We start from the raw sequence: 24,752 nt of genomic DNA on the forward strand, positions 1-24,752 counted from the left end.
GCCCTGCACACTATCAGGCGCCGGCGCGGTACTGGTAATGATCAATGACACGCCCTACCTCTCGCCCGCCGACGCTAAGACCAAGCGGGCAGCCCAACAGGTTGAAAAACGAATGAATGCTCTAGCCCGCCGCGCTGCTGGCCTGCTGCTCAGCGCAGTCTGCCTGCCCCTTTCGGCCCTGGCGGCCGACCCGCAACCGACCCATGAATTCACCCTCGACAACGGCCTCAAGGTCGTCGTGCGCGAAGACCATCGTGCGCCTGTCGTCGTTTCGCAGATCTGGTACAAGGTCGGCTCCAGCTACGAAACCCCGGGCCAGACCGGTTTGTCCCACGCGCTCGAACACATGATGTTCAAGGGCAGCGAAAAAGTCGGCCCCGGCGAAGCCTCGCTGATCCTGCGCGACCTCGGCGCCGAAGAGAATGCCTTCACCAGCGACGACTTCACCGCTTACTACCAGGTGCTGGCCCGCGATCGCCTCGGCGTGGCCTTTGAGCTGGAAGCGGACCGCATGGCCAACCTGCGCCTGCCCGCCGACGAGTTCGCCAAGGAAATCGAAGTCATCAAGGAAGAGCGCCGCCTGCGCACCGATGACAAGCCGATGTCCAAAGCCTACGAGCGCTACAAGGCCATGGCCTACCCGGCCAGCGGTTACCACACGCCGACCATCGGCTGGATGGCGGATCTGGAACGCATGAAAGTCGAAGAACTGCGCCACTGGTACCAGTCCTGGTACGCGCCGAACAACGCCACGCTGGTAGTGGTCGGTGACGTTACTCCGGACGAGGTGAAAACCCTCGCCCAGCGCTACTTCGGCCCCGTCGCCAAACGCGAGGTACCACCGGCGAAAAAACCGCTGGAACTGGCCGAGCCCGGCGAACGCCAGATCACCCTGCGCGTGCAAACCCAATTGCCCAGCCTGATGCTCGGCTTCAACGTGCCAAGCATTGCCACGGCTGAAGACAAGCGTTCGGTCAACGCCCTGCGCCTGATCTCCGCGCTGCTCGACGGCGGCTACAGCGGACGCATTCCGACGCAACTGGAACGCGGTGAAGAATTGGTCTCCGGCGGTTCGTCGGACTACGACGCCTACACCCGTGGCGACAGCCTGTTCACCCTGTCGGCGACGCCGAACACGCAGAAGAAAAAGACCATCGCTCAGGCTGAAGCCGGTTTGTGGAAACTGCTCGAGCAGCTGAAGACCACCGCACCGTCTGCCGAAGAGCTGGAACGCGTGCGCGCACAGGTCATCGCCGGGCTGGTCTATGAGCGTGATTCGATCACCAGCCAGGCCACCGCCATCGGTCAACTGGAAACAGTCGGGCTGTCATGGAAGCTGATGGACACCGAACTGGCCGATTTGGAAAGCGTGACTCCGCAAGACATCCAGAACGCCGCGAAAAAGTATTTCACCCGCGAACGTCTCAGCGTCGCCCACGTCCTGCCAATGGAGACGACTCATGAGTGAGCGCAAAACCCCACGCCTGATGCTGCTCGGCCTGATTGCTGTCGCGGTGATCGGTTCGGCGGCGGTCTATCTGTCACCTGGCGCCGACAGCCACGCCAGCGAAGCACTGGATAACGCCAAGTCCAGCCAGAAACTGCAATCGCTGGCCGAACTCGACGGCAAGGCCCCGGCCAGCCGCAAGCTCGATGTGCAGACCTGGAACACCGCCGAAGGCGCGAAAGTGCTGTTTGTCGAAGCCCATGAGCTGCCGATGTTCGACATGCGCCTGATCTTCGCCGCCGGCAGCAGTCAGGACGGCAACGTGCCCGGCCTCGCGGTGCTGACCAACGCCATGCTCAACGAAGGCATCGCTGGCAAAGACGTCGGCGCTATTGCCCAGGGTTTTGAGGGCCTTGGGGCCGACTTCGGCAACGGTGCGTTCAAGGACATGGCGCTGGCCTCGCTGCGCAGCCTGAGCGCACCCGAGCAGCGTGAGCCGGCGCTGAAGCTGTTCGCCGAAGTGGTCGGCAAACCGACCTTTCCCGCCGACTCCTTCGCGCGCATCAAGAACCAGTTGCTCGCCGGTTTCGAATACCAGAAACAGAACCCCGGCAAACTCGCCAGCCTCGAGCTGATGAAGCGTCTGTACGGCGAGCATCCATACGCGCATTCCAGCGATGGCAATCCGCAAAGCGTGCCGAAGATCACCGTCGCGCAATTGCGCGAGTTTCACGCCAAGGCCTATGCCGCCGGCAATGCGGTGATTGCGCTGGTCGGCGATCTGTCGCGAGCCGACGCCGAGGCCATCGCCAATCAGGTCTCCTCTGCCCTGCCCAAAGGCCCGGCACTGGCGAAGATCGCTGCGCCGCAGGAACCAAAGGCCAGCGTCAACCACATCGAGTTTCCGTCGAAACAGACCAACCTGATGCTCGCGCAACTGGGCATCGATCGTGACGATCCGGATTACGCTGCGTTGTCGCTGGGCAACCAGATCCTCGGTGGCGGCGGGTTCGGCACGCGGCTGATGAGCGAAGTGCGCGAGAAGCGTGGCCTGACCTACGGCGTGTATTCGGCGTTCAGCCCGATGCAGGCCCGTGGCCCGTTCATGATCAACCTGCAGACGCGCGCCGAGATGAGCGAAGGCACCCTGAAACTGGTGCAGGACGTGCTCGCCGACTACCTGAAAACCGGGCCGACACAAAAAGAACTCGACGATGCCAAGCGCGAACTGGCCGGCAGCTTCCCGCTGTCCACCGCGAGCAACGCCGACATCGTTGGCCAGCTCGGCGCCATGGGCTTCTATAATCTGCCGCTGAGCTATCTGGACGACTTCATGCGTCAATCGCAGAGCCTGACTGTGGAGCAGGTCCGTGATGCGCTGAACAAACACCTGAGTACGGAGAAAATGGTCATCGTCACCGCTGGCCCGACCGTGCCGCAAAAGCCGTTACCGGCCCCATCTGATAAACCTGCCGAGCAACCGCTCGGGGTCCCGGAGCATTAATGGCGACTCGATCACCGAAAAAACCTGTGCAAAACGTGCACAACGGCGTGAACCAACTGCGCATCATTGGTGGCCAGTGGCGTAGCCGCAAACTAAGCTTTCCTGACGCGCCGGGCCTGCGCCCGACCCCGGATCGTGTGCGCGAAACCCTGTTCAACTGGCTCGCGCCGTACGTCGAAGGGGCGAAAGTGCTCGACCCGTTCGCCGGCAGCGGCGCGTTGTTTCTGGAAGCGCTGTCCCGCGGCGCGGCCACGGCCCAGGCGCTGGACGCCAGCAACGTTGCGGTATCGAGCCTGAAAGAACACCTCGGCACCCTGCGCTGCAGCAACGGTCAGGTACAAACCGCCGATGCGCTGCGCTACCTGGAAACCCAGACCGCAACGCCGTTCGATCTGGTATTCCTCGACCCGCCGTTCAATCAAAACCTGCTGCCAGCGGTTTGTACTTTGCTGGAAGAGCGCCAATGGCTGGCGGCCGATTCGTGGATCTACACTGAAAGCGAAACCGCGCCGTCGACGTTGGGCCTGCCGGGCAACTGGCGCCTGCATCGCGAACAGAAATCCGGTCGCGTGTACTACGCGTTATGGCAGCGCACGGCGGACATCGCCGGCTGACAAGGTCGCAAGCAACCTGCGGCGAGGGGGCGTGCTTCTTCGCCACAAGCCCATCGAGAATCATCGTGCCCCCTTCGCCAGAACGCTTCATCCCCGCCTTCGGCCTCGGCAATCCTCATCTGCAAACCTTGTGGGGTCCGCTGTGGCGCAAAACCGTGCACATCGAGCGCGAGCGCGAACGCCTGTGGCTCGAGGACGGCGACTTCCTCGATCTCGACTGGCACGGCCCGCACAGCGCCGAGGCGCCGCTGGTGCTGGTGCTGCACGGGCTGACGGGTTCTTCCAATTCACCCTATGTGGCGGGCATCCAAAAGGCTTTGGCCGACCAGGGCTGGGCCAGCGTCGCACTGAACTGGCGTGGTTGTTCCGGCGAGCCGAATCTGCTGCCGCGCAGCTACCACTCCGGCGCCAGCGAAGACCTTGCCGAAGCCATCCAGCACCTGCGCGCGAAACGTCCGTTGGCACCGTTGTATGCGGTCGGCTATTCCCTGGGCGGCAACGTGCTGCTCAAACACCTCGGCGAAACCGGCAGCCAGAGCGGCGTGCTCGGCGCAGTGGCAGTGTCGGTACCGTTCAGGCTGGATCAGTGCGCGGACCGCATCGGCCAGGGATTCTCGCGGGTCTATCAGGCGCACTTCATGCGCGAGATGGTCGCCTACATCAAGAACAAGCAGCGCCAGTTCCAACATGACGGGCGCGAAGACGGCCTGGCGAAACTGGCCGCACTCGGCTCGTTGGAGAACATGCGCACGTTCTGGGATTTCGATGGCCGGGTCACCGCGCCACTGCATGGTTTCAATGATGCCGAGGATTACTACCGCCGCGCTTCCAGCCGCTACTACCTTGGCGAGATCCGCACGCCGACGCTGATCATTCAGGCAGCGGACGATCCGTTCGTATTTCCCCACAGCCTGCCGCAAGCCGATGAGTTGTCAGCCTGCACCCAGTTCGAATTGCAGACGCGGGGCGGTCATGTCGGCTTCGTCGACGGCTCGCTGCGCCGGCCCGGGTATTACCTGGAGCGGCGCATACCGCAATGGCTCGCTGCAACCAGTCAGTGAACGCCACATATCCCTTGTAGGAGCGAGCCTGCTCGCGATGGCGGTGTGTCAGTCGACGCGATGCTGAACGTGCCGACGCCATCGCGAGCAGGCTCACTCCTACAGGGGGACTCGGTGATTATTCGCCGGTGGCAATGCCGCGCGAAGGCTGATTGATCCATTCGCTCCACGATCCGGCATACAGCGCGCCCAGCGGATAGCCGGCCAGACACAGTGCAAACAGGTTGTGACACGCCGTCACGCCGGATCCGCAGTACGCGACCAGCTCCGACGGCGAGCGATCGCCCAGTTTCGCAGCGAAACGCTGCTTGAGCTGCTCCGCCGGCAGGAATCGTCCGTCACTGCCGAGGTTATCGGTGAACGCCGCACATTGCGCCCCGGGAATGTGCCCGGCGACCGGATCGATCGGTTCCACTTCGCCCTTGAAGCGCGGCAAGGCGCGGGCGTCGAGCAGGGTCAGCGTTGGCTGGGTGAGGCGTTGCTGCAATTGCTCGGCGCTGAGCAGCAGGCTCATGTCAGGCTGACCGCTGAAGTTACCCGGCGTCACGCTCGGCGGATCCAGGCTCAGGGGCAGACCGGCGGCGTGCCAGGCCTTGAGCCCGCCATCGAGAATGAATACGCCGTCGCGCTTGCCCAACCATGCAAGCAACCACCACGCCCGTGCCGCGTAGGCACCCGGGCCGTCATCGTACAAAACCACGTCGCTGTCGTTGCTGATGCCCCAGGCTTGCAGGCGTTCGATCAGCGCGGAGGGCTCGGGCAACGGATGACGTCCGGTCACGCCCCTCTCGACCTTACCGCTCAGATCACGCTCCAGATCGGCGAAACTCGCCCCGGCAATGTGCCCTTCGGCATAGCTGCGTTGGCCATAGTCCGGATCTTCAAGGGCGAAACGACAATCGAGAATCACCAGCCCCGGCTGCTCTTTGCGAGCGTCCAAAGCTTGTGGGCTGATCAACTGCGCAATCGACATATCGGGCTCCTGTGGCATTCGGCTGAACGGTTTATTTCACGTCTTCAAGGGCCTGCGCCAGCGGCACATAGAACTCGTCGAACAAAGCATTGACCTCATCACGCGCCTGATCGGTGACAAACCCCGCTTCCAGCACCAGTACCTGATACACGCCGCGCTTCACGGCCTGTTCGCTGAGGTGGTTGGAGTTTTCCCGTGTGGTGCACAGAAAGCGTACCCACGAGGTCAGGATGATCCAGGCGTTGAGGGTCAGCGATTCGATCTGTACGCGGTCCATTTTCAGGATGCCGGCGGCGACGAAGCCTTCGTAGATGGCTGCGCCCTGGATCACGCAACGCTGGGAAAAGCGCCGATAACGCGCAGCCAGTTCCGCATCGCTGTCGAGCAGATGCTCGAGGTCGCGATGCAGAAAGCGGTAGCGCCACATGGCCGAAAGCAGTTCCTTCAAATAGAAACGCTTGTCCTCGACCGTTGCGGGGCGGCCCTGGGGCGGACGCAGAAAGCTGTCTACCAGGGCTTCGTACTCACTGAACAACACGGCGATGATCGCCTGCTTGTTGGGGAAGTGGTAGTACAGGTTGCCCGGAGAAATCTCCATGTGCGCGGCGATGTGGTTGGTGCTGACGCTGCGCTCGCCCTGCTGATTGAACAGCTCCAGGCTGTTCTGAACGATGCGCTCGCTGGTTTTTATTCGTGGGGCCATGGCTTGAGCTTTAATTCAGAGTGCGTAGACGGCGCATCTTACGACCTAACCGGAAATGGATAAAACACTGACGTGCGCGGAAGTCGTTTGACTTTCTAGAGCATCGACTCTAAAAAGTGCTCATTACAACAAAATCCGGAGCCTGCGATGACTGCCGACATTGCCTACCTGCAAACCCTGCAACAGCCTGCTGAAACCCTCGACCGGCAGTTCCAGGCGCAACGGGCGGCGTATGCCGCCAACCCGATGCCGCCGGCCGCGCAACGTCAGCAGTGGCTCAAGGCTTTGCGCGATCTGCTCAACGCCGAGCGCCAGGCATTGATCGAGGCGATCAGCGCCGATTTCAGTCACCGCAGCGCCGACGAAACCCTGCTCGCCGAACTGATGCCGAGCCTGCACGGCATTCACTACGCCAGCCGTCATTTGAAGAAATGGATGAAGCCCTCGCGGCGCAAGGTCGGCATGGCGTTCCAGCCGGCTTCGGCGAAGGTGGTCTATCAGCCGCTGGGCGTGGTCGGTGTGATCGTGCCGTGGAACTACCCGCTGTATCTGGCCGTAGGGCCGATGGTCGGCGCCCTGGCGGCGGGCAATCGGGTGATGCTCAAGCTCAGCGAATCGACCCCGGTGACCGGGCTGCTGCTCAAGCAATTGCTCGCGCGGATCTACCCTGAAGACCTGGTCTGCGTGGTGCTGGGCGAAGCGGATGTCGGCATGGCGTTCTCGCGTCTGCCTTTCGATCATCTGCTGTTCACCGGTTCCACCAGCATCGGCAAACACGTCATGCGTGCGGCGGCGGAGAACCTGACGCCAGTGACGCTGGAACTGGGCGGCAAGTCGCCGGCCATCGTCTCCAGAGACGTGCCATTGAAGGACGCCGCCGAACGCATCGCCTTCGGTAAAACCCTCAACGCCGGGCAGACCTGTGTCGCCCCCGACTATGTGCTGGTGCCGGAAGACCGCCTCGGCGCTTTCGTCGAGGCCTATCGTCAGGCCGTAAAAGGCTTTTACCCGACCCTGGCGGACAACGCCGACTACACGGCAATCATCAACGAACGCCAGTTGGCGAGGCTCAATGCTTACATCAGCGACGCGACCAGCAAGGGCGCGCTGCTGATCCCGTTGTTCGAACAAGGCCAGGGCCGGCGCATGCCGCACAGCGTCCTGCTGAATGTCAGCGACGAGATGAGCGTGATGCAGGACGAAATCTTCGGCCCGCTGCTGCCGATCGTGCCTTATCGCGATCTGAAGCAGGCATTCGCTTACATCAATCAGCGCCCTCGTCCTCTGGCTCTTTACTACTTTGGCTACGACAAGCGCGAACAGCATCGCGTGCTGCACGAGACCCATTCCGGCGGTGTGTGCCTGAACGACACCCTGCTGCACGTCGCTCAGGACGATATGCCCTTCGGTGGCATCGGTCCGTCAGGCATGGGCCATTACCACGGCCATGAAGGTTTCCTGACCTTCAGCAAGGCCAAAGGCGTGTTGATCAAACAGCGTTTCAACGCGGCCCGGCTGATCTACCCGCCATATGGCACATCGATTCAGAAACTGATTCAGAAACTGTTCATCCGCTAAACGCTGTCGACCCGGGTAATAACAACAATGCACCCAAGCCTGACTGAAAGACCCGCCCTGTCGCGCCGTGGCCTGCTGAAATTCAGCCTCGGCGCCACGGCGTTTCTCGCCACCGCCGGCCTTGGCGCCAGCCTGACTGGCTGCTCGTCGAGCGTCAGCGCCAACGGCTTTGTCAGTTTGCGCGACGGCGATCTGCTGTTTCTGCGCGCGCTGATCCCGGTGATGCTCGACGGTGCTGTGGCGGCGGAGAAAATGCCCGCAGCGGTCGACGGCACACTGAAGTCGCTGGACTACAGCCTCGATCACCTGTCGCCGGAAATGCTCAAGCTCACTCGACAACTGTTCGATGTGCTCGGCATGGCCGTGACCCGTGGGCCGCTGACCGGAATCTGGGGCAGCTGGGAAAACGCCAGTCCCGACGCGATGCGGCAGTTCTTTGAACGCTGGGAGAACAGTTCCCTGAGCCTGCTGCGCATGGGCCACAGCTCGTTGCAACAGATGGTGATGATGGCCTGGTACACCCGCGCCGAATCCTGGGCGCATTGCGGTTATCCCGGGCCGCCGAAGGTCTGACAAGCGCGTCGCGCCCTTCGCGAGCAGGCTCGCTCCCACAGGAAAAGGCATTTCAAATGTGGGAGCGAGCCTGCTCGTGAAGAGGTCGGCCGCCACACCGCCGCATCCAAAAATAATAAAGAGAACCTGATCGATGCCCGTACCCGACCCCTTCCGCGAAGGCCTTGCCCGAGGCTGGAAAACCTACAACGGCGCGCAACTGAGCGACGACCTCACCCTCCAAGCCGATGTGGCGATCATCGGCAGCGGCGCCGGCGGCGGCACCACAGCGGAAATCCTCAGCGCAGCCGGCTACAAAGTCCTGCTGATCGAAGAAGGCCCGCTGAAAACCAGTTCGGACTTCAAACTGCTCGAGGACGAGGCCTACAGCAGCCTGTATCAGGAAGGCATCGGGAGGATGAGCAAGGACGGCGCAATCACTATCCTGCAGGGCCGCGCAGTCGGCGGCACGACACTGATCAACTGGACCTCAAGCTTTCGCACACCCGAACCGACCCTCGAACACTGGGCCAGGGAACACAACGTCAAAGGCCATAGCCCGGCAGAGATGGCGCCGTGGTTCGAAAAAATGGAGCAGCGCCTCGGCGTCGCCCCATGGATGGTGCCGCCTAACGCCAACAACGACGTGATCCGCAAAGGCTGCGAGCAACTCGGTTACAGCTGGCACGTGATCCCGCGCAACGTGCGTGGCTGCTGGAATCTCGGCTATTGCGGCATGGGCTGCCCGAGCAACGCCAAGCAATCGATGATGGTCACGACCATCCCGGCAACGCTGGAAAAGGGCGGCGAGCTGCTGTATCTGGCGCGGGTGGAGAAGCTGCTGATCAGCGGCGACAAGGTTACCGGGCTGCATTGCGTGGCAATGGACGAACGCTGCGTCGAGCCGACCGGGCGCAGCATTACGGTCAAGGCGCGGCATTACGTGCTGGCTGGCGGCGGCATCAACAGCCCGGCGTTGCTGCTGCGCTCGGACGCGCCGGATCCGCATGCGTGCCTGGGCAAGCGTACCTTCCTGCATCCGGTGAACATGTCCGCCGCGCGTTTCGCCGAGGTGGTCAATCCGTTTTACGGCGCGCCGCAGTCCATCTATTCCGACCATTTCCAGTGGAAGGACGGCACCACCGGCCCGATGGCTTTCAAGCTCGAAGTGCCACCGCTGCACCCGGCGCTGGCGGCGACGCTGCTCGGCGGTTTTGGCCGCGAGAACGCGCAACACATGGCCGACCTGCCGCACACCCACGCCATGCTGGCGCTGCTGCGCGACGGCTTTCACCCGGACAGCAGCGGTGGCTCGGTGGAACTGCGCGGCGACGGCTCGCCAGTGCTCGACTATCAGGTCTCGCAGTACGCCTGGGACGGTTTGCGCCGGGCCTTTCACGTTATGGCGGAAATCCAGTTCGCCGGCGGCGCGCAAGCGGTGATGCCGATGCATGCCGACGGTCGCTATGTGAAGACACTGTCTGAGGCCCGCTCGCTGATCGATGGATTGAGCCTGGAGTTGTACCGCACGCGACTGGGCAGTGCCCACGTCATGGGCGGTTGCGCCATGGGTGAAGATCCGAACAGTGCGGTCGCCGACAGCCTCGGTCGCCATCACCAGCTCAGTAATCTGTCGATCCACGACGGCTCGCTGTTCCCCACCAGCATCGGTGCCAACCCGCAGCTGTCGGTGTATGGCCTGACCGCGCAACTGGCAACGGCCCTGGCGGATCGACTGAAAAATCCATGAAAAAGCAGCCTGTTCCTATCGTCTATAGTGCTTTCTTACCGAACAGGCGACTTGGCCGACCGGGAAGGCTGCGATACCATCCGACTCCCCAACGGACTCCCGCCAGGACGACGCGATGAACCGAGTGTTGTACCCAGGTACCTTCGACCCTATTACCAAGGGCCATGGCGATCTGGTCGAACGCGCCTCGCGCCTGTTCGATCACGTGATCATTGCGGTCGCCGCCAGCCCGAAAAAGAACCCGCTGTTCCCCCTGGAACAACGGGTCGAACTGGCTCGCGAGGTCACCAGACACCTGCCCAACGTGGAAGTGGTCGGTTTCTCGACGCTGCTTGCGCATTTCGCCAAAGAGCAGAACGCCAATGTGTTCCTGCGTGGTCTGCGCGCGGTGTCGGACTTCGAATACGAATTCCAGCTGGCCAACATGAACCGTCAACTGGCGCCGGATGTGGAGAGCCTGTTTCTCACACCGTCCGAGCGTTATTCGTTCATTTCCTCGACGCTGGTGCGGGAGATTGCCGCGCTGGGCGGCGATATCAGCAAGTTCGTTCACCCGGCCGTGGCCGACGCACTGACCCTGCGCTTCAAAAAGTAGGAGCTGTCGAAGGCTGGAATCTTTGTTTGTAGGAGCTGCCGAAGGCTGCGATCTCTGTTTTGCAGCCCTTGATCGCCCCCGCGTGCACTGCGCTCGCCAATGCGGCACAATTGCGCGCATTGATTTATAGCGCCCGGGCCTGCTGCCCCGGCTGGAGTTAGCATGTCCCTGATCATCACCGACGATTGCATCAACTGCGACGTCTGCGAACCCGAGTGCCCGAACGCCGCCATTTCCCAAGGCGAAGAGATCTACGTGATCGACCCGAACCTGTGCACCCAGTGCGTCGGCCACTATGACGAACCGCAGTGCCAGCAGGTCTGCCCGGTGGATTGCATTCCACTGGACGAAGCCCATCCGGAGACTGAAGAGCAGTTGATGGAGAAATACCGCAAGATCACCGGCAAGGCCTGATCTCTTCAGTGCCCGTCTCGCCCTATTCGCGAGCAGGCTCGCTCCCACATTTTGCAATGCATTCCCCTGTGGGAGCGAGCCTGCTCGCGAATGGGCCATCATCCACACCGCCGAAATCCGATCAGCTCACTCGCGCTGTTCGAACCCCTCCCCCGTACACCCCAGACACCGCACAAACGCTGCTTTCGCCGGGTCGACCACCAGCGCCTGTCCGGCATCGCCAACACCGCCACCCAGCGCGGTAAACGGCAGCGACACCACAAACGCTCCCGCACCGATCACCGTCGCCACCACCAGCAAGGGTCGAGCAATCAGCAGGTCGCCGAGCATGGCGTACGCCGGGGGATTCTGGATGGTGTAGCGGGGGTCACCGCTGCCGCTTTCCGAGGCCTGAACGAGCAGGCTGGAACACAGCAGCAGCGTGACGAAGAAGACTTGCAGGACTTTCATGGCACGATCCTTCGGGCTGAACAGTGAGACTTCTCACTATAGACCCAAGGATTTTTCAGGTCTGGCAGCGCGGGCAAAACACGCTGGCGCGCTGGCCAAGCTTCACTTCGCGCAGGCCGGTGCCGCAGACCTTGCAGTGCTGACCGCCGCGGCCGTAGACAAACAGTTCCTGCTGGAAATAGCCCGGCTGACCGTCACCGCCAATGAAGTCGCGCAACGTTGTGCCGCCCCGCTCGATGGCAGCGGCAAGGATGCGTTTGATTTCGATCGCCAGTTTCAGATAACGCCCGCGGGAAATGCCCCCGGCTTCGCGGCGCGGATCGATACCGGCGGCGAACAGCGCTTCGGTCGCGTAAATATTGCCGACTCCGACCACCACCGCGTTGTCCATGATGAACGGCTTGACCGCCATCGCGCGGCCGCGTGACAGCTGGAACAAGCGCTCGCCATCGAACAGATCGGTCAGCGGCTCCGGACCGAGGCGAATCAGCAGCTCGTGATTGAGCGGGTCGGTGCTCCACAGCATCGCGCCGAACCGTCGCGGATCGGTGTAACGCAGGGCCAGTCCCGATTCCAGTTCGATGTCGACGTGTTCGTGCTTCAACGCCGGCAACCCCGCCTCGACCAGGCGCAGATTGCCCGACATGCCCAAGTGACTGATCAGCGTGCCGATCTCGGCGTTGATCAACAGGTACTTGGCCCGCCGCTCGACCAGCACGATGCGCTGCCCGGACAGGCGCACATCGAGGTCTTCCGGGATCGGCCAGCGCAGACGCCGGTCGCGGACGATGACCCGGCTGACGCGCTGGCCTTCAAGGTGCGGGGCAATTCCGCGACGGGTTGTTTCGACTTCCGGCAGTTCAGGCATGGTGTCCTCGGATCAATGCGCGCCGAGGTCGCGAATCGTTTGTTTGAGCGTTTCGAAGTCGTAGTCCGACAGACCGACGTAATCCAGCACCAGCGGGCCAACGGCATTCCACTCGAAATCTTCGCTCTGGTTGCCGAGCACCCGATAAGAGGCGCAGATGTGCTCGGCCATTTTCAGGATCGCCAGGAGATTTTTCAGTTGGCTGTTCTTCGACGATTCATCGTTGAAAATCGCCAGCGCGTTGTGGTGGTTGGCGATGGCGGCGCTGACATGCTCCGGCAGGCGCCAGGACTTGGCGGTGTAGTAACCGACCACGGCGTGGTTGGTGTTGAACACGCGGTTTTCCGTATCCACCACACGGCAGTCCGGGCTGGCGCTGGCGTAAGCCTCTTCCAGCACGGTCATGTAATTGGGGAAGCGCTGCAGCATCAACGGCACGCCGCAATCGTGGAACAGGCCCAACGCATAGGCTTCATCACCGGCCTGGGTGCCGATGCGCTTGGCCAGGGTCAGGCAGGTCATCGCCACATCCTGCGCGGTGTCCCAGAAACGGTTGAGGGTGACGATGGTGTCGTCGTTCATCTCGCCCTTGATCGACTGCGCGTTGATCAGGTTGATGATCGAACGGCTGCCCAACAGGTTCACCGCCCGCTGGATCGAGGTGATCTTGTTGCTCAGGCCGTAATACGGCGAGTTGACGATTTTCAGCAGCGCGCCGGACAGGCCGGGATCCTGGGAGATCAGTTTGGCGATCACCTCCAGGTCCGGGTCGGGCATGTACTGCTCCATTTGCAGATCCACCATGATCTGCGGTTGCGCCGGCACACTGATGCCTTGCAGCGATTGTTGAATCTGTTCGGTGGTCAGCTCTTGGGACATAAGTACACACTCCGGGGCAGGCGGCGATTCTAACCGCTGAAACGGCAGGGCGACACACCGATGGGCACATCGCCGGAACTTTCATCCGCGCTCAGGCTTCGGACTCTGTAGGGCGCATCGGACCTCGATGGTTCGCTGCGAAGGCAAAATCTCCACAGACTCAGGAGCTTACCGATGGCAACTTCCCTCAATGGCAAACGCGTCGCTATTTTGGTTACCGATGGTTTCGAACAAGTCGAGTTGACCGGTCCCAAGGATGCCCTGGAACAGACCGGCGTGCAGGTCGATATCCTTTCCGCCGAGGCCGGCACGGTCAAAGGCTGGAACCATGACAAACCGGCGGACGACTTCCCCGTCGCCAACACCTTCCAAGCGGTGAGCATCGATCAATACGATGCCGTGCTGCTGCCGGGCGGTGTGCAGAATTCCGATACCATCCGCATTGATCAGGATGCTCAGCATCTGGTCAAGACTGCCGCATCGGCGGGCAAGCCGATCGCCGTGATCTGTCATGGCAGCTGGCTGCTGATCTCGGCGGGGCTGGTCAATGGCAAGACCATGACCAGCTACAAGACCGTCAAGGACGATCTGGTCAATGCCGGCGTCAACTGGGTCGATCAGGAAGTGGCCAAGGACGGCAACCTGATCAGCAGTCGCCAGCCGGATGATGTGCCGGCGTTCAGCCAGGCCCTGATTGACGCACTGGCTGCGTAATCTTCACGGTCCCGTTCGCGAGCAGGCTCGCTCCCACACTTGAAATGCATTCCCCTGTGGGAGCGAGCCTGCTCGCGAAGGCATCATCAGCGTTTCATCGCATCCTCAGCCCGGCGCAAACCGCAACACGCTATACTCCCGCTCTTTTTTCCGGAGCGACGTCATGTCCCTGCCTAGCCTGCGCCTCAAAGCCAACGCCGACCGTCGCCTGCGCAACGGCCACTTGTGGGTCTACAGCAACGAAATCGACGTGGCCGCCACGCCTCTGCACGGCTTCAAGGCCGGCGATCAGGCGGTGCTCGAAGCCGCCGGTGGCAAGCCGCTGGGCATCGTAGCGATGAGCCCGAACAACCTGATCTGCGCGCGTCTGCTCTCGCGCGACATCAAACTGGCACTGGACAAGTCGCTGCTGGTGCATCGCCTGAACGTCGCGCTGTCGTTGCGCGAGCGTCTGTTCGACAAGCCGTTCTACCGTCTGGTCTACGGCGATTCCGACCTGCTGCCGGGTCTGGTGGTCGATCGTTTCGGCGACATCCTCGTGGTGCAAATCGCCTCGGCGACCATGGAAGCGCACAAGGACGACGTGATCGCAGCGCTGACCCAAGTGCTCAAGCCAAGTGGCATTCTGTTCAAGAATGACTCCGCCGCCCGCGACGCCGAAGGTCTCAACCGCTACGTCGAAACCGTATTCGGTCTGGTACCGGAGTGGGTAGCGCTGGAAGAAAACGGCGTGAAGTTCGAGGCACCGGTCATTCAAGGTCAGAAAACCGGCTGGTTCTACGATCACCGTATGAACCGCGCGCGTCTGGCGCCCTACGCCAAAGGCAAACGCGTGCTGGACCTGTACAGCTACATCGGTGGCTGGGGCGTGCAGGCCGCGGCGTTCGGCGCCAGCGAAGTGTTCTGCGTCGACGCCTCCGCATTCGCCCTCGACGGTGTAGAGCGCAACGCTGCGCTGAACGGTTTCGCTGACAAGATGACCTGCATCGAAGGCGATGTCTTTGAAGCGCTGAAGGAACTGAAAGCCAGCGAAGAGCGTTTCGACGTGATCGTTGCCGATCCGCCAGCGTTCATCAAACGCAAGAAAGACATGAAGAATGGCGAAGGCGCCTACCGTCGTCTAAACGAGCAAGCCATGCGCCTGCTGACCAAGGACGGCATTCTGGTCAGTGCTTCGTGCTCCATGCACCTGCCGGAAGATGATCTGCAGAACATCCTGCTGACCAGCGCCCGTCACTTGGACCGCAATATCCAGATGCTCGAGCGTGGCGGCCAGGGCCCGGATCATCCGGTGCATCCGGCCATCGCCGAAACCCGCTACATCAAGAGCATCACCTGCCGTCTGCTGCCCAACAGCTGAATGCGGTTGAACACGGGGAGCCACTGAGCTCCCCGTTTTTTTGCGTCACCTTCCCGCCTTTCTTCACACTCGCCATGAGTGTCTTGTCGTCTTCCTACAATTATCTTCCAACTTTCTTGCAGGACGTTTCGCCACGCCTGTTAGTTATGGAAAATTAACCTACACGGTAGATATCCAACACTAGACCACTCCGACAGAATTACTGGAATATTCCTACTTAATAACCCCTTGCCAATATTCGATTACAAACTATTATGAAGTTGTCGCCATGAGGCGACCTCAACTACTTATGAACAAGGAGTTCACATCATGAAAACCATTTATCTGGAAACAAACAAACTCGCCAACCTGGCCTTCCTGGTTGCAGCCAAAACCCGCTAAGCAAGTCTGGACGCCGGAGAGTGCCGGCACTCCGGCGTCCTTCAGACTTCCCTTGAGTGAATTGAATAAATGTATATCAGTCCTTTTCTATTTATATTGCCGCGCCCACCCGGACAGGTTGTATGGAACTATAAGACACATACTCAACACGAGCTTGATCTTGACTACTCCACTCGCCTCGCCCAACTTATAAACAATCCGAATCTGTATGACCCGCAAAACATAATAGACATACAACTTCTGCACGCGGGCATTCTAACCATTGCAAAAATAGACAGTCCGAATTGGGGCTGGGATGAGCTGTCGAAGATCTTTCACATCGGCACACAAAACATCCCTTGCGAACATGTGCCGCAAAACATTCATGAGTGGTCAAGACAATACCTGGCGCACTGCCGCGAAGTATTGGCAACCCCGGAACCCGCCAATCCCAGAACGCGGCAATCAGCAGCAGCGCTTATCGCCCTGCCTGCACCGTGTGATGTGAATGCAGACAGCCTGACTCAGGCATTGCTGCAGCGGAAGACCTGCCGATCCTATACCGGTGCTGCGGTGACCCTGGACGAGGTCGGCACGCTTCTGTATTTCACCCTCGGCTATCTCCCCGCGCGGGAAAACGCGCACGACGACCCCGTCGCGCCAGGCCTCGGCGAGCGTCGGAGCAGTCCGTCAGGCGGCGGCCTGAACGCCTGTGAGGGCTTTCTTCTCGCTCAGAATGTCTCCGGGCTCGAACCCGGCATCTATGCCTATCACCCTGCGGAGCACGCCTTGAGCCGGGTCAATCCGCTGCCCGACCCAGAGCTGGGGCAATTGCTCGGCGGCCAGCATTTCATCAATAACCTGCCGCTGGGCCTGTTCATCACCGCGCGATTCGATCGACTCTGGTGGAAGTACGAACATTCGCGCGCCTACCGCATGGCGTTCATTGATGCGGGTCATCTCTCGCAAACCTTTCAACTGGTGGCGACAACACTGGGGCTGAGTACCTGGCTGACGGGAGCGTTTGCCGACGCCCGGGTCGAAACCCTGCTCGGTCTCGAAGGCAGCGCCGAGCAGCCTTTGTTCTTCGTCGGGTGCGGAGAAAGCGATGGTCAGGCCATGTGCCAGGAAATGCGCGATCTGCTGTGCGGGGTACCGTCATGATTTCAACAGCGCTGGATGAGGGCGAAGCCCCGGTGTCATGGTCGCTTAAATTTACCCTTCCCGATTGGGAAAGCCGCGCGTCGGTTCGCAGCAGCACTCATGACTACCGGCTGCCGGCGAATGTCGAGCAGCAATTGCAAACGCGCTACTGGTTTCCCCCGGCCTTCCTGCCCTATCTGGCGCATCCCGCCATCCAGGCCAAGGGTCGCGAAACGCTGCATCGCCTGACCGCCAATCACCTGGTGTATTTCCTCGATTACACCACGCTGCTTGAACATCGCATCGTCAACCGTGCGGTGGAAGTCATCGTGCACCGGGAGCTGCCCATCTACATACCACTGCCGATGAAGCACGCGGCGCTGCAGCTATATACCGACGAGGGCTATCACGCACTGTTCTCAAACCAGATTGCCGAACAGATCGCCGCGCTCTACAACATCACCCGACGCCCTGTCATCCCCAGGCGCATCACCCGCATGAACGCCCTGATCGCGCGCGCGCCGGAGAAGAACCGCGCATTGGCCTGGTTTCTTCTTGGATTCGTCTCGGAAACCATCATTGCCCGGGAGCTGCTGGAGGTGTGTCGCGACACGCTGGTTTCCAGCGTGAACGACATGCTGCGCGATCACCTCGCCGACGAGGCCCGGCACAGTCGTTATTTTGCTGAAGCCTTCCATTACTTCTGGATCGCCATGAACAGTCGGCAACGCCTGTTCGTCAGCAAGACGCTGGTGGAGATCATTTCGATTTTCTTCGAAGCCGACGAAAGCTGGCTGCAACAAAGCCTGCGTTCAGTCGGTATCGCTGACAGCGACGTGATGGAAATCGTCGGCGGCATGGCGACGGTGCCGGCCAACCGCGCCCGTGCCCGCGCCGGCTGCAAACCGACACTGGAGGCGTTGCACAAGGCCGGTTTCTTTGCACTGCCCCACAACCAGACACTGTTCGCCAAGGCAGGATTGATCGATGGATAAACACAGCCGGGTAGTTACCCGCCGCCAACAGCGCGGCGCCGTCAGTCTGTTGCTGGCAATGATCCTGCTCGGCGTGTTCCCGCTGGATGTGCTCTTGCCGTCCTTCCCGGCGCTGGCGGCACACTTTGATCGAACCCCGAGCGACATCGCACTCTCGATCAGTCTGTTCGCCGTGGGCATTGCGTTTGCCCAGTTGCTGATCGGTCCGCTGTCCGACGTGATCGGCCGCAAGGGTCTGCTGCTCGCCGGCATGACTGTGTCGCTGCTCGGCGCCCTCGGCTGCGTGCTGAGCAATGACTACACGCTGTTTCTGATTTTTCGGGTGATGCAGGCACTGGGATGCGGGTGCTTCGTGCTGTCCCAGGCTCTGGTGCAGGATCTGTTTGCAGGTAACGAGCGTGACCGCCTGCGAATCCTGATGGTCACCGCGACGGGGATCTTCATTTCGGTATCGCCGCTGGCGGGCACGTTTCTGCAAGTGACGTTCGGCTGGCGCGGCAGCTTCTGGGTGTTCATCGCCTTGGCCGCCGTGGTTCTGCTCAAGACCTGGCGACTGCTCGATAACAGCCGTCCTCCTCATGATGCCAACCGCCTGGGCTTCATCCAGTCCTACCAACGCGTCCTGGGCAATTTCGAATTTGTCAGCTGTTGGCTGATTTCCGCGTTCGCTTTCGCTTGCCACTTTTCCTTCATCGTCATTTCGCCGCTGATCTTCATGGAGCAGCTGCAAATGGCCCCCTACGATTTCGCCTTGATCCTGCTGATTTACGGCGCCTCCTATGTCTTCGGCGGCTTGCTCGCCAGCGTGTTGAACCGGCTTATCAATGCGCAACAGCAGATTTTCACCGGACAGGGTCTGATCCTGATTTCGGGTCTGGTGATGCTCTACCTGGCCGCCAACCATGAGCTGTCAGCTGCGACGGTGCTTGTTCCGATGCTGATCTGCACGGCGGGCACCACCATTTCCCGGCCACCGGCCACCTCCCGGGCCATGAGCCTGTTCACCGAAAACGCCGGCGCATCGGCGTCTGCCGGCAGCACCATCATCTTTATCTGTGGCGGGCTGGTCAGCGCCCTGATCAGCCTTGGCCCGACCAACCTGCAAGCGACGCTGGGCTACGGATTTGTGGCGCTGAGCGGCATATCCCTGCTGCTCAACAGCGTGATTGGCCGTCGCACCCGCAACCTGCGCAGTGATCCGGTAATGCCGGGGGGCGACCATTGACCGTGCCAGTCGTCACTGAGCGAGCGCCTTGGGCACGGGAACAACGCTTTGCGGCATTCCCTCACGACGCCAGCGGTGTAGAATCGCCTCATTCATCGCCATTCATCCCCGGCGGGTTTATGAGCTCAGGCTGAGACCAGCGGCGATCCCGCAACGTCATCGGCAGCTTCCGGACACACGGCCATTTTTCGGGTGTTTCAGAGGTCAACAGAAGCTCACTCCCCTTTAGTACGTGATTAGCCGCCCGGAGTGCTCCATGCCAGATTACCGCTCGAAAACATCCACCCACGGCCGCAACATGGCCGGCGCCCGCGCACTGTGGCGCGCCACCGGGATGAAGGATGACGACTTCAAGAAGCCGATCATCGCCATCGCCAACTCGTTCACCCAGTTCGTCCCGGGCCACGTGCACCTGAAGGACCTGGGTCAACTGGTCGCCCGCGAGATCGAACGCGCCGGTGGCGTGGCCAAGGAATTCAACACCATCGCCGTCGATGACGGCATCGCCATGGGCCACGATGGCATGCTGTATTCGTTGCCGAGCCGCGAGATCATCGCCGACTCCGTCGAGTACATGGTCAACGCCCACTGCGCTGACGCCATCGTGTGCATTTCCAACTGCGACAAGATCACCCCGGGCATGCTGATGGCCGCACTGCGCCTGAACATCCCGGTGATCTTCGTTTCCGGCGGTCCGATGGAAGCCGGCAAGACCAAACTCGCCTCCCACGGTCTCGACCTCGTCGACGCCATGGTGATCGCCGCCGACTCCAGCGCTTCTGACGAGAAAGTCGCCGAGTACGAGCGCAGCGCCTGCCCGACCTGCGGTTCGTGCTCCGGCATGTTCACCGCCAACTCGATGAACTGCCTGACCGAAGCACTGGGCCTGGCCTTGCCGGGCAACGGTTCCACCCTGGCCACCCACAGCGACCGCGAACAACTGTTCCTGCAGGCCGGGCGCACCATCGTCGAGCTGTGCAAGCGTTACTACGGCGAGAACGACGACTCTGTGCTGCCGCGCAACATCGCCAACTTCAAGGCGTTCGAGAACGCAATGATGCTCGACATCGCCATGGGCGGTTCGACCAACACCATCCTGCACTTGCTCGCTGCTGCCCAGGAGGCCGAGATCGATTTCGACCTGCGCGACATCGACCGTCTCTCGCGCAGCGTGCCGCAGCTGTGCAAAGTCGCGCCGAACATCCAGAAATACCACATGGAAGACGTGCACCGCGCCGGCGGCATTTTCAGCATCCTCGGTTCGCTGGCCCGTGGCGGGCTGCTGCACACCGACCTGCCGACCGTGCACAGTCGCAGCATGGAAGAAGCCATTGCCAAGTGGGACATCACCCAGACCAGCGACGAAGCCGTGCACCACTTCTTCAAGGCAGGTCCTGCGGGCATTCCGACCCAGACCGCATTCAGCCAGTCGACCCGCTGGGAAACCCTGGATGACGACCGTGAAAACGGCTGCATCCGCAGCTTCGAGCACGCCTATTCGAAAGAAGGCGGCCTCGCCGTGCTCTACGGCAACATCGCGCAGGATGGTTGCGTGGTGAAAACCGCCGGTGTCGATGAGTCGATCCACGTTTTCGAAGGCAACGCGAAGATCTTCGAAAGCCAGGACAGCGCCGTGCGTGGCATCCTCGCCGACGAAGTGAAGGAAGGCGACATCGTCATCATTCGCTACGAAGGCCCAAAAGGCGGCCCGGGCATGCAGGAAATGCTTTACCCGACCTCCTATCTGAAATCCAAAGGCCTGGGCAAAGCCTGTGCGCTGCTCACCGACGGCCGTTTCTCCGGCGGTACGTCCGGCCTGTCCATTGGTCACGCTTCGCCAGAAGCTGCGGCCGGTGGCGCGATCGGTCTGGTGCAGGATGGCGACAAAGTGCTGATCGACATTCCGAACCGCTCGATCAACCTGTTGGTCAGCGACGAAGAACTGGCGGCACGCCGCGCCGAGCAGGACAAGAAAGGCTGGAAACCGGTAGAGGTGCGTCCACGCAAAGTGACCACCGCCCTCAAGGCCTACGCCCTGTTGGCGACCAGTGCCGACAAGGGTGCTGTGCGTAACAAAGCGATGCTCGACGGGCTGTAAGGCTTAACCGTCGTACAAAAAAATGCCCCGCCAAGTGCGGGGCTGATCGTTCCCACGCTCTGCGTGGGAACGATCAAAAACAAGATCAAAAGATCGCAGCCTTCGGCAGCTCCTACATGTGATCGTGGCTTACTGGATTTCTTCAGGTTTGACGATCACCCAGTTCTTGTCCGCCGTCACCGGCAATCCTTCCTTGGCCTGCGCCGCTGCGTGTTTGGCCATCATGCCGTTGATCTGCGTCATGTACTTGTCCTTGCGGTTGATCCACAAGTGGATGCCGCCCTTGGCCACGTCGACATCATGGAACAGCATGTAACCGTCGCTGGTCGGGGTATCGCCGCCGACCAGCACTGGTTTTTTCCACTCGTCAATGTAGGTCAGGATCGCTGCATGCTTACCGGCCATCCAGGTTGCCGGAGTCCACAGGTACGGAGTCAGTTCGAGGCCGAGGTTGGCCTTCTCGTCATATTTGCCGGCGGTGATCTGCTTGCGCGCGGTGGTCAGCTCGCCAGTCTTCTGATCCTTGAGCAGCAGTGAAACGCCAATGACGTTCTGCGGTTTGACGTTGTAGCCGTACTTGGGATCCGCCGCGACCATGCGCACCAGTTCCTCGGAGGCGGCGGTCATCACGTAGACCTCGATGCCATTCTCCATCAGCTTGTTGTACAGCTCCTGCTGACCGGTGAAGATCTTCGGCGGATTGACGTCCAGCTGCTTCACCACATCGCCTTCGTAATACGTCGCAGGCACCGGTTTGCCCGAGGCCATCAACTCGTCGACATAGCCCTTGAGTTCCTTGAGGGTGAAGCCGGAAAACACCTGCGCCACCCATGGGTAGCAGACCATGTCGTCGACTTCACAGAGCCGGTAGTAATAACTGAACAGGCTCTCCTTGTGCTCGGCGGTGTCCTTGAACGGCATCAGTTTCAGCGAGGGATCGAGCTTGTCGCGGGTGATCAGGCCCTTGTTTTCCATGAACGGCAACAAAGACTCTTCGAGGTCGTAGCGGTAACTGGTGTTGTCCATGTCGAACACCGCGTAGTTACCCTTGTTGGCGTTGGCGGCGATCATCGCGTCGAGCGCCTTGGCCTGATCTGCCGGCCAATGCTTGAGCTCCGTGGCGAAGACCTGACCGGTCAGGCCCGCAGCCAATGCCACAGCCAACAACGTGCGTGCAATTCTCATAGCGCTACTCCCCGATCCAAAGAGTTCGACGCTAACAAATAAGTGTGACAACCCTGGCCTGTCAGCGACCGCGTACGTCCCCTGCGCGTCAGCTGCATTGCCGACAGCGACACGCGCTTATTCCAAAAACGACGGACACCCTGCCATTTCGGTATTAAATCATTGCAAATCAAGCTGTTAGGCTTGCCGGTTCGCAGCAGCCCCGGATGGCTGTTGGCACAGTCTTTTCTGGAGTCCTCATGAATCTACCGCTGATTCTCAACCTGCTGGTGTTCCTCGCCCTGCTCTTCGGTCTGGCGCAAACCCGCCACACGACCTGGAGCCTGGCGAAAAAAGTCCTGCTTGCACTGGTCCTCGGCGTGGCGTTCGGCGTCGCCCTGCACACGATCTACGGTGCCGGCAACCCGGTACTGAAAGCCTCGATCGGCTGGTTCGATCTGGTCGGCAACGGCTACGTGCAGCTTCTGCAGATGATCGTGATCCCGCTGGTGTTCGCTTCAATCCTCAGCGCCGTGGCCCGTCTGCACAACGCCTCGTCGCTGGGCAAGATCAGTTTCCTGACCATCGGCACGCTGCTGTTCACCACCGCCATCGCGGCGCTGATCGGCATCGGCCTGACCAACCTGTTCGGCCTCACCGCTGAAGGTCTGGTCGCCGGCACTCAGGAAATGGCGCGCCTGCAAACCATTCAGAACGACTACGCCGGCAAGGTTGCCGACCTGAATGTGCCGCAATTGCTGCTGTCGTTCATCCCGCAGAACCCGTTCGCCGACCTGGCCCGGGCCAAGCCGACCTCGATCATCAGTGTGGTGATTTTTGCCGCGTTCCTCGGGGTGGCTGCGCTGCAACTGCTCAAGGACGACGTCGAGAAAGGTCAGAAAGTGATCAACGCCATCGACACCCTGCAAGCCTGGGTGATGCGTCTGGTGCGTCTGGTGATGAAGCTGACCCCGTACGGTGTGCTGGCGCTGATGACCAAAGTGGTCGCCGGTTCCAACCTGCAGGACATCATCAAACTCGGCAGTTTCGTGGTGGTCTCGTATATCGGCCTGGGTCTGATGTTCGTGGTGCACGGCGTGCTGGTTTCGGCCGCCGGGATCAACCCGTTGCGCTTCTTCCGCAAGATCTGGCCGGTGCTGACGTTCGCCTTCACCAGCCGCTCCAGCGCCGCGACCATTCCGCTGAGCATCGAAGCGCAGACCCGTCGTCTGGGCATTCCGTCGTCGGTCGCCAGTTTCGCCGCATCGTTCGGCGCAACCATCGGCCAGAACGGTTGCGCCGGCCTCTATCCAGCGATGCTGGCGGTGATGGTCGCGCCAACGGTCGGCATCAACCCGCTGGATCCGCTGTGGATCGCGACGCTGGTGGCGATTGTCACGTTGAGTTCGGCCGGTGTCGCTGGGGTTGGTGGCGGTGCGACGTTCGCCGCCCTGATCGTGCTGCCGGCGATGGGCTTGCCGGTGTCACTGGTGGCATTGCTGATTTCGGTCGAGCCGTTGATCGACATGGGTCGCACGGCGTTGAACGTGAGTGGTTCGATCACCGCTGGGGCGATTACCAGCCAATTCATGCAGCAGACGGATAAAGCGCTGCTGGATGCGGATGAGCACGCAGAGTTGGCCCAGGCTTAAGTAGCGCCTGACAGACCGCTATCGCGAGCAGGCTCACTCCTACATTTGGAATGCGTTCCCCTGTAGGAGTGAGCCTGCTCGCGATGCTTTTTAGGCTTTCTCCCAGACTTCGAAGCTGTACGCGGGTTTATCACCCTCTGCCGGATTCGGCACATTCGACACCAGCTTCCACTCGTTCAGATCAAACTCCGGAAACCACGCATCCCCTTGCGGGTTCAGCGCCACGCGGGTCAGGTACAGACGATCGGCCTGCGCCAGCCCTTGCGCGTACAACTGCGCGCCGCCAATCAGCATCAGTTCATCAACGCCTTGGGCTTTCGCCCATTCCTCGGCGCGCGCCACGGCGGCTTCCAGCGACGGGTAGACCTCGGCGCCTTCGAGCTGCAGATCCGGCTGACGGCTGACCACGATATTCAAGCGACCAGGCAACGGCCGACCGAGCGAATCCCAGGTCTTGCGGCCCATGATGATCGGCTTGCCGAGCGTGGTCGCCTTGAAGTATTTGAAGTCCCCCGGCAGGTGCCAGGGCATGCTGTTGTCGACGCCGATCACGCGGTTTTCACCGAGGGCTGCGATCAGGCTGAGGGGGAGTGATTTAGTCATGGCGGCGAGGATACCAGAGCCGCGCTTACCCCGATAAGCGCCACAGCGGT

23 protein-coding genes are annotated in these 24,752 nt (G+C 61.1%); 16 read left to right on the plus strand and 7 right to left on the minus strand.

All coding sequences use genetic code 11. The features are described 5' to 3' along the window. Positions 1-112: 112 nt before the first annotated feature. From BLU71_RS20265 to BLU71_RS20280, 4 genes are all read left to right on the plus strand, one after another. The gene (locus tag BLU71_RS20265) at positions 113-1,468 is read left to right on the plus strand and encodes a M16 family metallopeptidase (RefSeq protein ID WP_064364743.1); all 1,356 of its coding nucleotides are present in this window, start codon (positions 113-115) and stop codon (positions 1,466-1,468) included. Further along, the gene (locus BLU71_RS20270) at positions 1,461-2,951 is read left to right on the plus strand and encodes a M16 family metallopeptidase (protein WP_083353763.1); all 1,491 of its coding nucleotides are present in this window, start codon (positions 1,461-1,463) and stop codon (positions 2,949-2,951) included. The genes BLU71_RS20265 and BLU71_RS20270 overlap by 8 nt, the downstream gene beginning before the upstream one ends. Then, positions 2,951-3,565, plus strand: a complete 615-nt coding sequence (gene rsmD / locus BLU71_RS20275; protein ID WP_042606551.1) for a 16S rRNA (guanine(966)-N(2))-methyltransferase RsmD — start codon at positions 2,951-2,953, stop codon at positions 3,563-3,565. The genes BLU71_RS20270 and rsmD overlap by 1 nt, the downstream gene beginning before the upstream one ends. 65 nt (positions 3,566-3,630) lie before the next feature. Further along, positions 3,631-4,626, plus strand: a complete 996-nt coding sequence (locus BLU71_RS20280) for a hydrolase (RefSeq protein WP_083353764.1) — start codon at positions 3,631-3,633, stop codon at positions 4,624-4,626. A 118-nt stretch (positions 4,627-4,744) separates the two neighbouring features. Here BLU71_RS20280 and BLU71_RS20285 read toward each other — a convergent pair whose 3' ends face one another. Together BLU71_RS20285 and BLU71_RS20290 are read right to left on the minus strand one after the other, a co-directional pair. Next, positions 4,745-5,599, minus strand: coding sequence for a sulfurtransferase (locus BLU71_RS20285; RefSeq protein WP_083353765.1), 855 nt, complete (start codon positions 5,597-5,599; stop codon positions 4,745-4,747). A gap of 31 nt (positions 5,600-5,630) precedes the next feature. Continuing rightward, positions 5,631-6,302, minus strand: a complete 672-nt coding sequence (locus BLU71_RS20290; protein ID WP_016772708.1) for a TetR/AcrR family transcriptional regulator — start codon at positions 6,300-6,302, stop codon at positions 5,631-5,633. A 147-nt stretch (positions 6,303-6,449) separates the two neighbouring features. Between BLU71_RS20290 and BLU71_RS20295 the strand changes: the two genes are divergently transcribed. The 5 genes from BLU71_RS20295 to BLU71_RS20315 all read left to right on the plus strand — a co-directional run bounded on the left by BLU71_RS20295 (position 6,450) and on the right by BLU71_RS20315 (position 11,191). Then, positions 6,450-7,880, plus strand: coding sequence for a coniferyl aldehyde dehydrogenase (locus BLU71_RS20295; protein ID WP_083353766.1), 1,431 nt, complete (start codon positions 6,450-6,452; stop codon positions 7,878-7,880). A gap of 27 nt (positions 7,881-7,907) precedes the next feature. Beyond that, entirely contained in the window at positions 7,908-8,453 is a 546-nt protein-coding gene (locus tag BLU71_RS20300; protein WP_083353767.1) for a twin-arginine translocation pathway signal protein, read from the plus strand. A gap of 133 nt (positions 8,454-8,586) precedes the next feature. Beyond that, the gene (locus tag BLU71_RS20305) at positions 8,587-10,182 is read left to right on the plus strand and encodes a GMC family oxidoreductase (RefSeq protein WP_064364737.1); all 1,596 of its coding nucleotides are present in this window, start codon (positions 8,587-8,589) and stop codon (positions 10,180-10,182) included. Positions 10,183-10,297: 115 nt separating this feature from the next. After that, positions 10,298-10,777: a pantetheine-phosphate adenylyltransferase gene (gene coaD / locus BLU71_RS20310; RefSeq protein ID WP_042606545.1), complete on the plus strand. Its 480-nt coding sequence runs from the start codon at positions 10,298-10,300 to the stop codon at positions 10,775-10,777. A gap of 162 nt (positions 10,778-10,939) precedes the next feature. After that, positions 10,940-11,191 (plus strand): YfhL family 4Fe-4S dicluster ferredoxin, encoded by a 252-nt coding sequence (locus tag BLU71_RS20315; protein WP_003195146.1) that lies wholly within the window; start codon positions 10,940-10,942, stop codon positions 11,189-11,191. A gap of 126 nt (positions 11,192-11,317) precedes the next feature. Here the strand turns inward: BLU71_RS20315 and BLU71_RS20320 are convergent, their stop codons facing one another. Genes BLU71_RS20320 through BLU71_RS20330 form a run of 3 tightly spaced genes read right to left on the minus strand, consistent with a single transcriptional unit; the run spans position 11,318 to position 13,334 of the window. Further along, positions 11,318-11,641 (minus strand): hypothetical protein, encoded by a 324-nt coding sequence (locus tag BLU71_RS20320; protein WP_042606544.1) that lies wholly within the window; start codon positions 11,639-11,641, stop codon positions 11,318-11,320. 55 nt (positions 11,642-11,696) lie between these two features. Then, positions 11,697-12,509: a bifunctional DNA-formamidopyrimidine glycosylase/DNA-(apurinic or apyrimidinic site) lyase gene (gene mutM, locus BLU71_RS20325; RefSeq protein ID WP_064364736.1), complete on the minus strand. Its 813-nt coding sequence runs from the start codon at positions 12,507-12,509 to the stop codon at positions 11,697-11,699. Between the two features lie 12 nt (positions 12,510-12,521). Further along, positions 12,522-13,334: an HDOD domain-containing protein gene (locus BLU71_RS20330; protein ID WP_172667857.1), complete on the minus strand. Its 813-nt coding sequence runs from the start codon at positions 13,332-13,334 to the stop codon at positions 12,522-12,524. A gap of 228 nt (positions 13,335-13,562) precedes the next feature. On the opposite strand from BLU71_RS20330, the gene BLU71_RS20335 reads away from it, so the two are divergent. The 6 genes from BLU71_RS20335 to ilvD all read left to right on the plus strand — a co-directional run bounded on the left by BLU71_RS20335 (position 13,563) and on the right by ilvD (position 21,283). Further along, entirely contained in the window at positions 13,563-14,102 is a 540-nt protein-coding gene (locus BLU71_RS20335; protein WP_083353768.1) for a type 1 glutamine amidotransferase domain-containing protein, read from the plus strand. Positions 14,103-14,265: 163 nt separating this feature from the next. Beyond that, positions 14,266-15,462: a class I SAM-dependent rRNA methyltransferase gene (locus BLU71_RS20340; protein ID WP_016772700.1), complete on the plus strand. Its 1,197-nt coding sequence runs from the start codon at positions 14,266-14,268 to the stop codon at positions 15,460-15,462. Between the two features lie 450 nt (positions 15,463-15,912). Further along, positions 15,913-16,986 carry a SagB family peptide dehydrogenase gene (locus BLU71_RS20345; protein WP_042606540.1) on the plus strand — a complete coding sequence of 358 codons (1,074 nt, stop codon included), beginning with the start codon at positions 15,913-15,915 and terminating at the stop codon, positions 16,984-16,986. Beyond that, on the plus strand, positions 16,983-17,960 hold the full coding sequence (locus tag BLU71_RS20350; RefSeq protein ID WP_042606539.1) for a diiron oxygenase: 978 nt from the start codon (positions 16,983-16,985) through the stop codon (positions 17,958-17,960). Before BLU71_RS20345 ends, BLU71_RS20350 begins: the two co-directional genes overlap by 4 nt. After that, positions 17,953-19,185, plus strand: coding sequence for a multidrug effflux MFS transporter (locus tag BLU71_RS20355; RefSeq protein ID WP_083353769.1), 1,233 nt, complete (start codon positions 17,953-17,955; stop codon positions 19,183-19,185). Before BLU71_RS20350 ends, BLU71_RS20355 begins: the two co-directional genes overlap by 8 nt. Positions 19,186-19,441: 256 nt before the next feature. Continuing rightward, the gene (gene ilvD / locus BLU71_RS20360; RefSeq protein ID WP_024014684.1) at positions 19,442-21,283 is read left to right on the plus strand and encodes a dihydroxy-acid dehydratase; all 1,842 of its coding nucleotides are present in this window, start codon (positions 19,442-19,444) and stop codon (positions 21,281-21,283) included. Positions 21,284-21,412: 129 nt separating this feature from the next. On the opposite strand, the gene BLU71_RS20365 is transcribed toward ilvD, so the two are convergent. Continuing rightward, positions 21,413-22,468 (minus strand): phosphorylcholine phosphatase, encoded by a 1,056-nt coding sequence (locus tag BLU71_RS20365; RefSeq protein ID WP_083353770.1) that lies wholly within the window; start codon positions 22,466-22,468, stop codon positions 21,413-21,415. 239 nt (positions 22,469-22,707) lie between these two features. Here BLU71_RS20365 and BLU71_RS20370 point away from each other — a divergent pair, with 239 nt between their 5' ends. Beyond that, positions 22,708-24,099, plus strand: coding sequence for an L-cystine transporter (locus BLU71_RS20370; RefSeq protein WP_083353771.1), 1,392 nt, complete (start codon positions 22,708-22,710; stop codon positions 24,097-24,099). A gap of 90 nt (positions 24,100-24,189) precedes the next feature. Here the strand turns inward: BLU71_RS20370 and BLU71_RS20375 are convergent, their stop codons facing one another. After that, positions 24,190-24,702 (minus strand): dihydrofolate reductase, encoded by a 513-nt coding sequence (locus BLU71_RS20375; RefSeq protein WP_083353772.1) that lies wholly within the window; start codon positions 24,700-24,702, stop codon positions 24,190-24,192. Between the last annotated feature and the right edge of the window lie 50 nt (positions 24,703-24,752).

It is taken from the genome of Pseudomonas moraviensis (genome assembly GCF_900105805.1).
In the GTDB taxonomy this organism is placed as follows: domain Bacteria; phylum Pseudomonadota; class Gammaproteobacteria; order Pseudomonadales; family Pseudomonadaceae; genus Aquipseudomonas; species Aquipseudomonas moraviensis_A.